The organism is Amycolatopsis sp. NPDC005961, from assembly GCF_040629235.1.
Lineage (GTDB): Bacteria > Actinomycetota > Actinomycetes > Mycobacteriales > Pseudonocardiaceae > Amycolatopsis > Amycolatopsis camponoti.
The window spans coordinates 111,160-123,979 of the sequence record NZ_JBEXVF010000024.1; the positions used below are offsets into that span (position 1 = coordinate 111,160).

Annotated in this window: 15 protein-coding genes and 2 pseudogenes; 7 read left to right on the forward strand and 10 right to left on the reverse strand. The window is 71.9% G+C overall.

Translation table 11 applies throughout. The features are described from left to right. Positions 1–86: 86 nt before the first annotated feature. Positions 87–968: a GntR family transcriptional regulator gene (locus ABZ342_RS22805; RefSeq protein WP_360476270.1), complete on the forward strand. Its 882-nt coding sequence runs from the start codon at positions 87–89 to the stop codon at positions 966–968. On the opposite strand, the gene ABZ342_RS22810 is transcribed toward ABZ342_RS22805, so the two are convergent. The 4 genes from ABZ342_RS22810 to nth are packed head-to-tail and all read right to left on the reverse strand — an operon-like array spanning position 965 to position 4,128. Further along, the gene (locus tag ABZ342_RS22810; protein WP_360476273.1) at positions 965–2,149 is read right to left on the reverse strand and encodes a MarP family serine protease; all 1,185 of its coding nucleotides are present in this window, start codon (positions 2,147–2,149) and stop codon (positions 965–967) included. The two genes, ABZ342_RS22805 and ABZ342_RS22810, sit on opposite strands and share 4 nt — an antisense overlap. Positions 2,150–2,153: 4 nt before the next feature. After that, the gene (locus tag ABZ342_RS22815) at positions 2,154–2,852 is read right to left on the reverse strand and encodes a CoA pyrophosphatase (RefSeq protein WP_360476276.1); all 699 of its coding nucleotides are present in this window, start codon (positions 2,850–2,852) and stop codon (positions 2,154–2,156) included. Further along, entirely contained in the window at positions 2,849–3,448 is a 600-nt protein-coding gene (locus tag ABZ342_RS22820; RefSeq protein ID WP_360476279.1) for a TlpA disulfide reductase family protein, read from the reverse strand. The genes ABZ342_RS22815 and ABZ342_RS22820 overlap by 4 nt, the downstream gene beginning before the upstream one ends. Further along, a complete protein-coding gene (gene nth, locus ABZ342_RS22825) occupies positions 3,445–4,128 on the reverse strand; it encodes an endonuclease III (RefSeq protein WP_360476321.1) in 684 nt (227 codons plus the stop codon). Before nth ends, ABZ342_RS22820 begins: the two co-directional genes overlap by 4 nt. A gap of 227 nt (positions 4,129–4,355) precedes the next feature. Here nth and ABZ342_RS22830 point away from each other — a divergent pair, with 227 nt between their 5' ends. The 4 genes from ABZ342_RS22830 (at position 4,356) to ABZ342_RS22845 (ending at position 8,446) form a co-directional block, all read left to right on the forward strand. Further along, positions 4,356–4,607: a hypothetical protein gene (locus ABZ342_RS22830; protein WP_013230551.1), complete on the forward strand. Its 252-nt coding sequence runs from the start codon at positions 4,356–4,358 to the stop codon at positions 4,605–4,607. Positions 4,608–4,756: 149 nt separating this feature from the next. Next, complete coding sequence (locus tag ABZ342_RS22835; RefSeq protein WP_003081747.1) at positions 4,757–5,431, forward strand: Crp/Fnr family transcriptional regulator; 675 nt, start codon at positions 4,757–4,759, stop codon at positions 5,429–5,431. Between the two features lie 413 nt (positions 5,432–5,844). Then, positions 5,845–7,107, forward strand: coding sequence for an MFS transporter (locus tag ABZ342_RS22840; protein WP_360476324.1), 1,263 nt, complete (start codon positions 5,845–5,847; stop codon positions 7,105–7,107). Between the two features lie 277 nt (positions 7,108–7,384). Beyond that, positions 7,385–8,446, forward strand: coding sequence for a DNA polymerase III subunit beta (locus ABZ342_RS22845; protein WP_360476282.1), 1,062 nt, complete (start codon positions 7,385–7,387; stop codon positions 8,444–8,446). Here the strand turns inward: ABZ342_RS22845 and ABZ342_RS22850 are convergent. Together ABZ342_RS22850 and ABZ342_RS22855 are read right to left on the reverse strand one after the other, a co-directional pair. Further along, positions 8,436–9,359: a hypothetical protein gene (locus tag ABZ342_RS22850; RefSeq protein ID WP_360476285.1), complete on the reverse strand. Its 924-nt coding sequence runs from the start codon at positions 9,357–9,359 to the stop codon at positions 8,436–8,438. The two genes, ABZ342_RS22845 and ABZ342_RS22850, sit on opposite strands and share 11 nt — an antisense overlap. 31 nt (positions 9,360–9,390) lie before the next feature. Beyond that, positions 9,391–9,903 (reverse strand): Lrp/AsnC family transcriptional regulator, encoded by a 513-nt coding sequence (locus ABZ342_RS22855; protein ID WP_360476288.1) that lies wholly within the window; start codon positions 9,901–9,903, stop codon positions 9,391–9,393. Positions 9,904–9,957: 54 nt separating this feature from the next. Here ABZ342_RS22855 and ABZ342_RS22860 point away from each other — a divergent pair. Next, a pseudogene (locus tag ABZ342_RS22860) lies at positions 9,958–10,305 on the forward strand (carboxylesterase family protein); the annotation flags it as partial. Between the two features lie 88 nt (positions 10,306–10,393). Then, entirely contained in the window at positions 10,394–10,837 is a 444-nt protein-coding gene (locus tag ABZ342_RS22865; RefSeq protein ID WP_360476291.1) for a hypothetical protein, read from the forward strand. On the opposite strand, the gene ABZ342_RS22870 is transcribed toward ABZ342_RS22865, so the two are convergent. The 4 genes and pseudogenes from ABZ342_RS22870 to ABZ342_RS22885 all read right to left on the reverse strand — a co-directional run. Next, positions 10,818–11,069 carry a glutaredoxin domain-containing protein gene (locus ABZ342_RS22870; protein ID WP_155547842.1) on the reverse strand — a complete coding sequence of 84 codons (252 nt, stop codon included), beginning with the start codon at positions 11,067–11,069 and terminating at the stop codon, positions 10,818–10,820. The two genes, ABZ342_RS22865 and ABZ342_RS22870, sit on opposite strands and share 20 nt — an antisense overlap. Then, complete coding sequence (locus ABZ342_RS22875) at positions 11,066–11,836, reverse strand: MBL fold metallo-hydrolase (protein ID WP_360476296.1); 771 nt, start codon at positions 11,834–11,836, stop codon at positions 11,066–11,068. Before ABZ342_RS22875 ends, ABZ342_RS22870 begins: the two co-directional genes overlap by 4 nt. Further along, the gene (locus tag ABZ342_RS22880; RefSeq protein WP_155547844.1) at positions 11,833–12,651 is read right to left on the reverse strand and encodes an NUDIX domain-containing protein; all 819 of its coding nucleotides are present in this window, start codon (positions 12,649–12,651) and stop codon (positions 11,833–11,835) included. The genes ABZ342_RS22875 and ABZ342_RS22880 overlap by 4 nt, the downstream gene beginning before the upstream one ends. Then, positions 12,612–12,820: pseudogene (locus ABZ342_RS22885) on the reverse strand (hypothetical protein); the annotation flags it as partial. The gene ABZ342_RS22880 and the pseudogene ABZ342_RS22885, both read right to left, overlap by 40 nt.

The following is a 12,820-nucleotide window of genomic DNA, read 5'->3' on the forward strand; positions in this document are numbered from 1 at the left end:
TGTCCGCACCACAGTGGAGTCAACGCAGTTCACCGGCCAAATCTGTACTAGTACAGATACCCGGCTGTGCTAGGTCAGGGAGCGTCGTGAAATACGTGGGTATCGCCGAAGAGCTGCGCGGCCGGATCGCGCGTGGCGAGCTCCCGCCGGGCGCGCGGGTGCCCTCGACCCGGCGGCTCGCGGCCGACCACGGCGTGGCGATGGCGACCGCGGCCAAGGCGCTGGCCCTGCTGAGCCAGGAAGGACTGGTGCGCGCCGAGCCACGCTCGGGCACGGTCGTCGCGAGCCGGGAACGGCGCGGCGGCCAGCGGGGGCTGACGCGCGACCGGATCGTGCGCACGGCGATCGACATCGCCGATGCGGAGGGCCTCGGCGCGCTGTCCATGCGCGGGGTCGCGGCCCGCCTCGGCGTCGCGGCGATGGCGCCGTACAAGTACGTGCGCGGCAAGGACGAACTGGTGCTGCTCATGGCCGACGCCGCGTTCGGCGAGCGCGGCTATCCGGCGAAGCCGTCCGGTGACTGGCGCGAACGGCTGACGCTCGGCGGCCGCACACTCTGGTCGCTCTTCCGGCGCCACCCGTGGCTGGCACAGCTCGGGCCGATCACCCGCCCGCTGCCGCTGCGCAACCTCGCCACGCACGGCGAGTGGGCCCTCTCCGCGCTGGCCGAGCTGGACGTCGACGCGGCGACGCTGTGCGACCTGCACGTCCTGTTCTTCGGCCACGTCCAGGGCATGGCGGTCCACCTGGAACGCGAGCAGAGCGCGCTGGCGGCGTCCGGGCTGACCGAAGACGACTGGATGGACCACCAGGGACCCGCGGTGGCGGCGATGGCGGCCGGGCACCCGACGTTCGCCAAGATGCTCGCCGAGCTGACCGAAACCGGCTACGACCTGGTGCTCGACGACATCTTCGAGTCGGGCATGCGGGCGCTGCTGGACGGCCTCGCGCTGCGGTTCGGGCGTTAGGCGGCGCAGGAGCCGGTGGACGCGTTCGTCGACTGCGACGGCGCCGCGTCGACCTCGGCCCGCACCTGTTCGGCCGTGAGCGTGAAGCCCGTCTCCGGATCCTCGACGGCCGCGCCGAACACGACGCCGATGACCTTGCCGTCCGGGGTCACCATCGGGCCGCCGGAGTTGCCGCTGCGGATCTCCGCGCGGACGGTGAAGACGTCCCGCTGCACGGTGTTGGCGTCGTAGATGTCCGGGCCGCGCAGGTTGATCCGGCCGCGCACGCGCGCCGGGGTCGCCCGGTACGGGCCGTCGAGCGGGTACCCGAGCACGATCGCGCTGTCGCCGGCGGTGGCCGTCTCCGGCGCGAACTGCAGCGGCTCGGCGCGCAGCCGCGGCACGGCGAGCACCGCGATGTCGACCTCCGGGTCGAAGTAGACGACCCGCGCCGGGTAGTCACCCTGCGTCGTCTCGATGCCGACGGTGTCCGTGCCCGCCACGACGTGCGCGTTCGTCATCACCCGCTGCGGCGCGATCACGAACCCGCTGCCCTCCAGCGACCGCGAGCACGAGCTGGCGCTGCCGCGGATCTTGACGACACTGCCGTGCAGCGCCTGGACGGTCCCGCTGCTCTGCAGGGCCGGGTCGGGCGGCGAGGTGTCCGCCGTCGGGGCCTTCTCGAACGGGTCCATGATCGACGGGAAGCCGGATGCGTCGAGCAGCTTGCGCAGCTGGTTCGGGAAGCCCTGCGCGGCCTCCGGCATGGCTTCGTTGACCTTGCCGAGCACCACCGAGCCGTTGATCCCCTTGGCCAGCCAGGGCACCGCGGACACGGTCGTCAGCGGGGTCGCGATCAGCCACGCCACAATGAAGACGACCATGGCCTGCACGATCGCGCCGAGCGTCTTGTCGATCCCGGTCAGCTTGTCCGGGTTGATCTTCTGGCGCAGCCGTCGCCCCGCGTAGACGCCGATGGCCTCACCCAGGGCGACGAGGAACACCACGGTCGCGACGGCGAGAGCGACCTTCCACACCGGGTCGTCGAAGAACGAGACGACGACCGGCGCGAGCTTGATCCCGGCGAGCGCGCCGAGCACGACGCCGACGAGCGACGGCAGCGCGACGATCACGCCCTGGTACGCGCCGGACACCGCCGCCAGCACGGCCAGCAGCAGCACCAGCACATCGACCCAGTTCACCCGTTCACTCCCCGCCCGCCAGGCGGGCTTGGAACGCCGCCAGCGCTTCGTCGAGGTCCCGGACGTCGTCCGAGTCCCATTCGCGCTCCCAGCCTCCCAGGCCGAGGAGGACGGAGAGCAACCCGGCGGTGAAGCCCCACACGAACAGGCCGCCGACCTCGAAGGCCGGGCCCTTCCACGGCATGCCGGCCTTCTTGATCGTGAACCGGTTGGCCGGGTCGACCAGGTCCGCGATGGCGACGCGGGCGACGGACGCCGTCTCGCCCGGGTCGACCGCGTGCACCGGCGACGGCTCGGCCCAGTGCGCCAGCACCGGCGTCACGGCGAAGCCGGACACCGGGACGAACAGCTCCGGCAGCACCGCGACCGGCCGGACGCCGGACGGGACGACACCGGTCTCTTCTTCGGCCTCGCGCAGCGCGGTGCCGACCGGGCCGTCGTCGCCGTCCTCGGCGCCGCCGCCGGGGAACGCGACCTGCCCGGCGTGCGAGCCCAGCGTGTCGGCCCGGCGCTGCAGCAGGATGTCGGGTTCGCCGTCGGCTTCGCGCTCGCCGAAGAGGATGAGCACCGCGGCGGGGCGCGTGTAGGCGTCTTCGGGTGGGGTGAACCGGGTGAACGTCTTCGCGTCGACGTCGGCGCTGACCTTGACCAGCGGCCGGAGCCACTCGGGCACCGACTCCGGCTCGACCAGTGGTCCGATCACGATGCCCCCTCGACTGCCGCGCGCACCTGGTCAGTGTTCCCGAAGGTGCGTGGATTCGCGATGAACCGCACCTCGCCCGCGGCGGTGACCAGGTAGGACGCCGGGAGCGACGAAGGCACTTTCAACGCGGTCCGGACGGGCCCGTTCGGCCCGTCGCCGTCGAACACCGACGGTAGGTGCACGCCCAGCTTGGCCAGCAGGTTCAAGCCGTCCTCCGCCGGGCTCTGGACCTGGACGCCGAGCACGCGCACGGCACCCGGCTGCTTCGCGTATTCCTGGAGCACGGGCAGCTCGGTCCGGCACGGCTCGCACCACGACGCCCACACGTTGACCAGCACCGGAGCACCGGCGAGGGCCTTGCCGACGTCGACGCTCGCGCCGTCGCCGAGGCAGTCCGCCTTGACGCCGTCGAGTTGCTTGACCGGCTGCGCGGGCCCGGCTGCGGGACACGGCTGGAGCGCCGCCGCGGACCGGGCCGGAGCCAGGTTCGCGGACGGCTTCGCGTCGCTGTCGTTGCCCCCGCGGGGCAGCAGCGCGACGATGAGCGCCACCACCAGCACGGCGGCGGCCAGCGCCCATTTGGTGACGGTCGTCACCGGGGCGCCGCCATGGCCAGGATGTGGTCCTTTTCGACGCCCTTGACCAGCTTGGCGGCTTCCTCGAACCCGATCGGGCCGGTGCCGTAGGACGGGCAGTCCTTCGCCAGCGGGCACGCGCCGCAGGCGGGCTTCTTGGCGTGGCAGACGCGCCGGCCGTGGAAGATCACCCGGTGCGAGAGCATCGTCCACTCCTTACGGGGGATCAGCTCGCCGACCGCGTGCTCGACCTTGACCGGGTCCTCCTCCGCCGTCCAGCCCCAGCGCCGGACCAGCCGGCCGAAGTGGGTGTCGACGGTGATGCCCGGGACGTCGAAGGCGTTCCCGAGCACGACGTTGGCGGTCTTGCGGCCGACGCCGGGCAGCGTGACGAGGTCGTCGAGCTTCGCCGGGACCTCGCCGTCGAAGCGCTCGACCAGCGCCGCGCCGAGCCCCATCACGGAGTTCGCCTTGGCCCGGTAGAAGCCGGTGCTCCGGAGGTATTCCTCCAGCTCGGCGCGGTCGGCGCCCGCGTAGTCGGCGGCGGTCCGGTAGCGCTTGAACAGCGCGGGCGTGACCAGGTTCACCCGGACGTCGGTGGTCTGCGCGGACAGCACGACCGCGACCAGCAGTTCCAGTGGAGTGGTGAAGTCGAGCTCGCAGTGGGCGTCGGGATACACGTCGTCGAGGCAACGCTTCATCCGCCTGGCGCGTCTCACCAGAGCTAACCGGCTTTCACCAGCGCCCTCTTGGGGGGCGTTCGTGGTGGCAGGTGGCACCCCGATAGCCTACGGGCGCCGTCGGACGAGCCGGTCAGTGCACCGGTGGACGACCGACACGCCAGAGCACCACCTCGGCGCAGTTTCCCGGCCGCCATGAGCGAGGATCTGGAGTAGATGCTTCCCACTGAAACTTTTGGGGTCCGGTCATGACTGTCTGGTTCGTCATCCTGGTCCCCCTGGTGATCATGTTCTTCGCGCTCTTCATGGAGCGCGTGGAAAGCAGGCTCAAGCACGTCGCGGTGCAGGAGAACGAGGTCGAAGAGTTCCTCGAGCAAGCGCAGCCCAACGAGGTCAGGGCGCTCTACGGGCACGGCATCGGCCGCGCGCTGGAGCTGTTCCGGCTGCGTAGGCTGGGCGGACGGGCAGCCAGGCTTCGCGCGCGACGCGTGCGGAGTTAGGCTCCACGTTCGAACGAGATCATCTGGCGGGCGCGCGCGTCCGACAGGCGATCTCGCGAGTACGCCCTAGACTGACGCGCAAGTGATCGGCGTCACGCTCTTCCAGCCAAGGGAGGGCGTGAACGTTTCTCGACGAGGAGGCACCCGAGGTGGACGAAACCCTGGCCCGTGCGGGCATTTTCCAGGGTGTGGAGCCGGCAGCGGCGGAGGCGCTGGCCCAGACCTTGGAATCCGTGGAGTTCCCCCGCGGCCATGTCATCTTCAACGAGGGTGAACCCGGCGACAAGCTGTACATCATCCAGTCCGGCAAGGTGAAGATCGGCCGCAAGTCGCCGGACGGCCGCGAAAACCTGCTCGGCATCTTCGGCCCGTCCGACATGTTCGGCGAGCTGTCCATCTTCGACCCCGGACCCCGGACGTCGAGCGCGACCACCGTCACCGAGGTCCGCGCGGTCACCATGGACCGCCCGGCCCTGCGGCAGTGGATCTCGACCCGCCCGGAGATCGCCGAGCAGCTGCTGCGCGTGGTCGCGCGCCGTCTGCGCCGGACGAACAACATGGTCGCGGAGCTGATCTTCACCGACGTCCCCGGTCGCGTGGCGCGGGCGCTGCTGCAGCTCGCCCAGCGGTTCGGCAGCCAGGAGGCGGGCCTGCTGCGGGTCACGCACGACCTGACGCAGGAAGAGATCGCCCAGTACGTCGGCGCGTCGCGCGAGACCGTCAACAAGGCGCTCGCCGACTTCGCCCACCGCGGCTGGCTGCGGCTCGAGGGCAAGAGCGTGCTGATCCTGGACCCGGAGCGGCTCGCCCGCCGGGCCCGCTGAGTTCTTCTCACGTCGAAGGCCCCTCACTCTTCCGAGCGAGGGGCCTTCTTCACGCCGTGTGACAACAGTGTCCGATCAAAACAAAGAGCCGGGCGCCACCCCCGACGTGGCGCACCGGCTCTTCGTTTGTCGCGCGGACCATCCCCCGACGATCCGCGCTCCCCGCCCTCCGGGCCAGGCCCCGACCCATATGCCGGAGGGAGCTGGGTTCTGTGCTGTTGTTCAACCATCACGGCCCATACCCACGAATTCAAGGCCATTCACTCTCAAGGACGCCGTGCCGGCGGTTTTGTTGCACGAGTCCACGGAGAATATCCCGAGTGTTACCCGATCGAGACCTCACGTGATCGACTCCGGTCTCCGGTGACGCACCTGACCGTCAAATAACTGGTACCGACGTACCACTCTGCGGCATACTGGTACGCGTGTCCCACTCTGAAGGTCGTACGTCTCTGGCCGACTACCGCAGCGCGCTGACGACCCGCGCCGCCCGGTGGCCTGCCATCGCGTCCGTGCTCGCCCGCCTGCCGATCGCCATGATCGGCATCTCCGCGCTGCTCTACGTCCAGCGCGAGACCGGGTCCTTCGCCGCCGCCGGGCTGGTCTCGGCCGGCTCACTCGTCGGCGTCTCGGTGGGCGCGGTGATCCAGGGCAGGCTGATCGACCGGTTCGGCCCGACGCGGCCGCTGCTCATCGTGGCGGTCACCCTGGCGCTGTCGATGACGGCGCTGGTGACGTCGATCGAGTCGCACGCGCCGACCGCGGTGATGGTCGCGCTGGGCGCGGTCACCGGGCTGTCGGAGCCGATGGTCGGATCGGCGTCCCGCGCGCTGTGGGCCCGGCTGCTCCCTCCGGGCGGCCCGCGCAACGCGGCGTTCTCGTACGAGGCGATCAGCATGGAGGTGTTCTTCATCCTCGGCCCCGGCCTGGCCGGGCTGCTGGTACTGGCGCCGTGGGCGGGGACCGGCCTGGTGCTGGGCGTCGCGCTGCAGTTCACCGGCGCGGTGCTGTTCGCGCTGAGCCCGGCGGTGCGGGCGTGGCGGGCTTCGCCGAGTTCGTCCGGCTCGCTGCTGGGCGCACTGGCGAGCCCGGGCATGCGGACCCTGGCGCTGGCCGCGCTCGGCTTCGGCATGGTGATCGGGTTCGTCGAGGTAGCGGTCCCGGCGTCGGCGACCGAGGCGGGCTCTCCGTCGTTCGGCGGGCTGCTGCTTTCGGCGTGGTCCCTGAGCTCGGTGGCGTTCGGCGTCGCGTACAGCCTGCGCCCGTGGCCCCGCCGGATGGGCCTGCGGTTGCCGGCCCTGCTCGGCGCGTTCGGGGCGCTGGTGGCGCTGCTCGCGTGGCCCTCGTCGCTGTGGGGCCTGGCGCTGATGATGCTGCTGGCCGGCGCGCTGATCACGCCCCAGTCGACGGCGCACTCGTCGGCGATCGAGCTGGTGGCGCCGTCGGGGACCGCGGCGGAAGCGTTCGGCTGGGTGCTCACGGCGGTGACGCTGGGGCTGGCCGCGGGCCAGTCGGTGAGCGGCTACATCGTGGAGCACGCCGGCCCGTCGGCAGCGTTCTTGGCGGCGAGCGTGGCCGGGTTGGTGCTCGCGGTGGTGGTGTGGCTGCTGCGGGGGACGGTCCGGGCGCCTCGGCAGGCTTCGGCGGTTGCGGAGCTGGTCGGGGCCGGCCGGTAGGTCGATCCGCGACCGTTGCTGGTCGGCGGACCTCCGTTGGGCGGCATCCGCCGGTAGCTCGACTATGGGCGCAACCTCGGCCGATCGAGAGGCCTCGGCTGGCAGCACCGGCTGGCAGCTCAACCGGCCGCCCCGCGGCCGCGGCGCAGCCCGGCTGATCGGCGAGCCTCGGCTGGTCGGTCCGCCGCCGTCTGGGCGCGCTCGCGTTGTGCGCATCTTCCCTGGTCAGCGGGCTCTCGCGCCGTTTTTGTCGGTGCTCGCCGCTAGCTTGCGGGGCATGGACGTCACCGCGCCTGCCCACCGCCTGTCGGCGGCCGTTTCTGCTGCTTCGCGGCTGCTGCCCGGCCGCGCCGGGCTGCGGTTGCGGGCGGGTGCGGCCGGGCTGACCGTTGCCGGGAGCGATCCGGATCTCGCCGTCCGGTTCGACTGCCCGGCCACCACCCACACCGATGGCGCGGTCGCCGTCCCGGCGGCGCCCCTCGCCGAGACGCTGAAGATGCTCGACACCGACCTGGTGCGCCTGGTCGTCGAAGGCAGCCGCCTGGCCCTGCGGCTCGACAACGCCCGGTTCGCGCTCCCCCTCCTGTCCACCGAGGCCGACCGGCCGGCGCCCGAACCGCCGCAAGTGTCCGAAGTAGACGGAGCAGCGTTCGCGTCGGCGCTGCGGATCGTCGCGGGCACGGCGTCGAAGGACGACCCGCTGCCGTTGTTCACCGGCGTCCGCGTGCAGGCGGCCGACCACCTCACGCTGACGGCGTCCGACCGCTACCGGATGGCGGTGGCCCGCCTGCCGCTGCGCACGCCGGGCTCGCTCGACGTGCTGGTCCCGGCCACCCTGCTGACCGAGGCCGCCCGCCAGGCGAAGGGCGTCGTCGGCCTGCACGCGGGCCCAGGCCGGTTCGGCCTGAGCTGGCAAGGCGGCCTGGCCGGCACCGCGGTCCTCGACGCGGGGTTCCTGTCCGAGGACTCGATCCCGTCGGCCGCGGTCGACACCACGGTGACCCTGGACGCTGACGCACTGGCGGCCGCGGTCCGTCGCGTCGGGGTGTACGCCGAGGACCGCCGCGTCCTGACCCTGGAGGTCGGCGACGCGCAGGTCCGCCTGGCGAGCGCCCGCCAGGACACGGGCGAGGCGGAGGAGACGCTGAAGGCGGACGTCGGCGGCGGCCGGACGTCCCCGTCGTTCCAGGCGAGGTACCTGCTGGACGCGCTGCAGGCGTTCGCCGGCGAGCGCGTGGTGCTGTCGATCCAGCCGGGGATGCGGGCGTGCATCCTGCGGGCCGCGGATCCCGGGGAGGTGCGGCTGACGTACTACCTGATGCCGATGCTCAGCCGATGATCTCGGTCAGGTCCTTGAGGGCGACCTCCGAGGCCGGTCCGTTGGTGAACTGGCTGACGGTCAGCGCGGCACTCCCGAAGCGCTGTTCGTAGGCGTCGCGGAGGTTCGTCGACGAGCGGCCGAGCATCCGCTCGACCGTCGAGGTGCTGGTCCGCAGGAAGTCGAGGGGCAGGCGGCCGAACACGTACAGCTCCGCGCGACGGTCGCCGCGCTTGAGGACCAGGCCGGCCAGGTCGGCGACGAGCAAGCGTTTGCGCATCGTGTCGGCGCCCTTCCACCGAGCCGTTTTGAACTCGGCCACCCGCCGGTCGGTCTCGAGGTCGAACGGGCGATCCGGGTCGTTCCCCGAGGCCAGCGACGGGCGCCGGACGATGCACTCGCCCGGTTCGAGGATCTTCGGCAGGGCCCGGACGATCGTCGCCGCGTGGATGAGGTCGTTGACGCGGCCGGCGTGCCGGCGCACCAGCAGCGCGGCCTCGAGCAGCTCGTCGGTCATGCCGCCGTTCAGGCCATCGACGTTCCCGAGCTGGGCTCCCTCCAGCCGCTGTTCCACGCGGCGGATGCGAGTGGTCAGGTCTTCGACCGTCAGAAAATCGACGAGGGAGGCGAAGGCTGCCCCCGGTACGGCATCCGAGAACTCAGGCTGAGCATCGGATTCCTGCGGGAGCGGGCTGGTCGGAAACCCGAGCCGGCGGAGGTGCCGGATGGCGGTGTGCGAGATGAACTCGGTGCGCGACACCCCGAGAGCGCGCTCGAAGAGCTGCCTCGGCGGCCACCGCCGGTCCCCGACGGAAACCCAGTGCGTCCGGATCGGCTCCGGCCCACCCCGCGCCGCCGCGCTCAGCACCTCGGCCCGGCTCAGGCGGTGCTGCTCGCCGTTCAGGATGAAGTCGATCGCGCGCTCGTCGTCCACGAGCAGTGAGTCGCGAATCCGTCGGCCGACGCTACGCCAACGTGCCGAAGCGTTTCAGCGTCCGGATCATCGGGGCCGTCTCCACCTGCCGGACGCCCGCCAACCCGCCCAGGTCGTCGGCCAGGTACGAGTACAGCGCCGCGTCGTCGCGGCAGCCGACGTTCGCCACCAGGTTCGCCGGGCCGGTCGTCGCCGCCGCGAACGCCACCTGGGGGTGCGTTGCCAGCGCGCGGCCCGTCGACTCCAATGCCGAGGGTGCCACCGTCAGCCAGAGCGTCGCCGCTCCCGAGTCGCGCAGCACCTCCAGGCGACGGCGGACCGTCGACTCCGAACGGCCCGCGGCCGCTGACAAAGTCGACATGTCGGCACTGCCGTCGTGAGCCAACGCGGTGAACAGGCCGAAGTCGCCCGGTTCCGGGTGGTACGCGACCTCGGAAACGCTACGGCGCAACGAGGAAACCTGCACCGCCGACAATGCGCTGGAACGACCGGGCCACCCGGCCGGCCCACCCGCGAACCGGCGCAGCAGCCGGTACGCCGTCATCGACACCACCCGCGGCGTTCGGGGCAGCTGCCCCTGCCGCAGAGCGAAGACTGCCTGAGCCTCAACGTCTTCACGCCGTCGGCCACCGGGAACCGACCGGTGCTGATGTGGATCCACGGCGGCGGGTTCTCCAGCGGCTCGGGCGGCCAGGCCTGGTACACCGGCACACGCCTGGCCCACGAGGCCGACGCCGTCGTCGTGACGCTCAACTACCGCCTCGGCACGCTCGGCTTCGCCGCCCTGGACGGCGCCCCGCCCAACCTCGGCGTCGCCGACCAGCTCGCCGCGCTCGTCTGGGTCCGCGACAACATCGCCGCGTTCGGCGGGCACCCCGCCGACGTCACCCTCGGCGGGCAGTCCGCCGGTGCGCAGTCGACGCTCGCCCTGTGGTCGGCGCCGCGGGCCCGTGGCCTCGTGAGGCGGATCGCCCTGCAGAGCGCGCCCGTCGGCAGGGTCACCGTCCACAGGGGACGATGCCAACCGAAACGCCTTGCTGCTGCGGCAAGAACTCGGCGGAGACCTCCGCACAGTAACGATCGGACGGCTGCTCGAAGCCCAGCTCAGGGTCGCGGCCAAGACAGCGGAACCCGGTTCGCTCGAGCCGCCGTTCCAGCTGGTCGCCGACGACGACCTCGTGGCGGAGGACCTCGTCGAAGCCGCTCCGGCGGGTCCGGCACTCATCAGCTGGACAAAAGACGAGCTACGCGCGTTGGTCCCGGACGCGCCGCAGGACGTGGTCGAAGCCGCGAACGGCTTCTCCGTCAGCGACAGGCTGGCCGCGAAGCTCGACGCCTTCGTCTACCGCTTCGATTGGGAGGCGCCGGGAAACCCGGGCCTCGAAGCGGAAACCGGGTTGCGCGACGTCTGGGCCGCCTTCCTGCACGGAAAGCGGCCCAGCGCGACGTGGGCAGCGATCAGGCCGATGCGGCCTTGACGGCGGCCTCGACCTCGGCGAAGGAGGGGTTGACCATGGCGGTCGACCCGACGATCACGGTCGGGACCGTCTCGTTCCCGTTCGCGACCTCGCGCACGCGCGCGGCCGCGGACGGGTCCTCCCAGATGTTGATCTTCCGGACGTTGAAGCCGCTCTTCGACATCGGCCGGTCGAGCGCGGCGCAGAACCCGCACCCCGGCCGCCAGTAGAACTCGACCTCGACGTTGCTCATCCCTGTTCCTCCGACCGCAAGTAGTCCAGCTGCGCCTGCACGCTCAGTTCGGCCGGCGCCCACAGCGCCCGGTCGACGTCGGCGTACACGACCTCGACGACCTGACGCGGGGTGGCGTCCGCACCGAGCGCCTTCAGAGCCGAACGCACCTGGCCGAGCCGCTGTTCCCGGTGGGCAAGGTACTCGCGGGCGGTCGAGGCCAGATCGGGGAGCTCCGGACCGTGCCCCGGCAGGCCGAGCGTGCCCGCCGGGAGCTCGATCAGCTTCCGCAGCGAGCGCAGGTAGTCGCCCAGGTCGTGCAGCACGGTGGTGCCGCGGCCGAGGACGGTGTCGCCGGTCAGGACCTGGCCGTCGAGCACCAGCGACACCGAGTCGCCGGTGTGCCCGGGCGTGTGCAGCACGCGGATCGACAGCCCTCCGGCGGCGATCTCTTCGCCGTCCGTGAAGGCCCCGGCGGACAGGCACAGCGACGGGTCGAAGGCCCGCACCGGCGCGCCGACGCGCTCGGCGAACCACGGCGCGCCCTCGGCGTGGTCGGGGTGGAAGTGCGTCAGCAGGATCAGCTCGACCTCGCCGACCGCGGCCAGCAGCTCGAGGTGCTCGAGGTCGCGGTAGCCGGGGTCGACGACGACCGCCGGGGTCGACGGCGTCGCCCGCAGCACCCAGCTGTTGGTGCCTTCGAGCGTCATCGACGACGGGTTGTTCTCCAGCAGCACCGACGCCGTCGCGGACACCTGGCGCAGCACGCCGTACGCGGGGGCGCTCATCGCCGCTCCAGCACGACGCGGACGTGGCCGTTCTCGCGGATCAGCGTCGGCGCGATCCGGACGATCTCGCGCTGCTCGTTCAGGATGTCGTCGGCGGTCGCGAACTTCGCCAGCTCGCTCAGCGTCAGCCAGGTCGGCGGCATCAGCATCCGGCGGCCTTCCCGCGCGTCCGCGATGGCGTCCTCGGGAAGCTGCCAGCCGGAGCTCGACGCCTCCGACGTCGCGCCGTCCGCTTCCTGGCCTTCGGGCAGCTTCGCGACGTAGAACCGGGTGTCGTAGCGGCGCGGCTCCTGTTCGGGGGTGATCCAGTGCGCCCACGGGCGCAGCAGGTCGGCCCGCAGCGTCAGCCCGGCGTCGGCGAGGAACGCGGCGAGCGAGACTTCGCGCGTCTCCAGGGCCTGGCGGGCGGCCGCGTACGTCGTGACGTCGGTGAGCACCTCGTCCGCGCTGCCCGCGAGCAGCACGCCGGACTCCTCGAACGTCTCGCGCACCGCCGCGCAGGTCAGCGCCCGGGCCAGGGCGTCGTCGCAGCCGAACCGGGATGCCCACCACGACGGCTCCGGACCCGCCCACGCCACCGAGGCGTCGGCGTCGCGCTTGTCGACCCCGCCGCCCGGGAAGACGGTCATCCCGCCCGCGAACGGCATGCCCTTGACCCGGTGCTGAAGGAAGACTTCGACGCCGTCGGCGCCGTCCCGGACCAGGATCACGGTGGCCGCGTCCTTCGGTGTCACCGGGGGGCCGTCCGTGTTGGCCCGCGTCGCGACGCCGGCCCCTACCGGGATGTCGAAGACGAACTCCGTTGGCTGCTCCACCCAGGCAACATACCGCCGGACCCCGACGGTCCGTCGCGCAGTTGTGGCACGCCGGACACGGCGAAGGCGGAGCTTTCACGGGAAAGCAGCCAGGCGTGCACCGCGGCCGCGTCGAAGGCGTCTTCCTCGCGCACCTCGACGGTGGTCACGCGAACCTCCGCAGGACCGC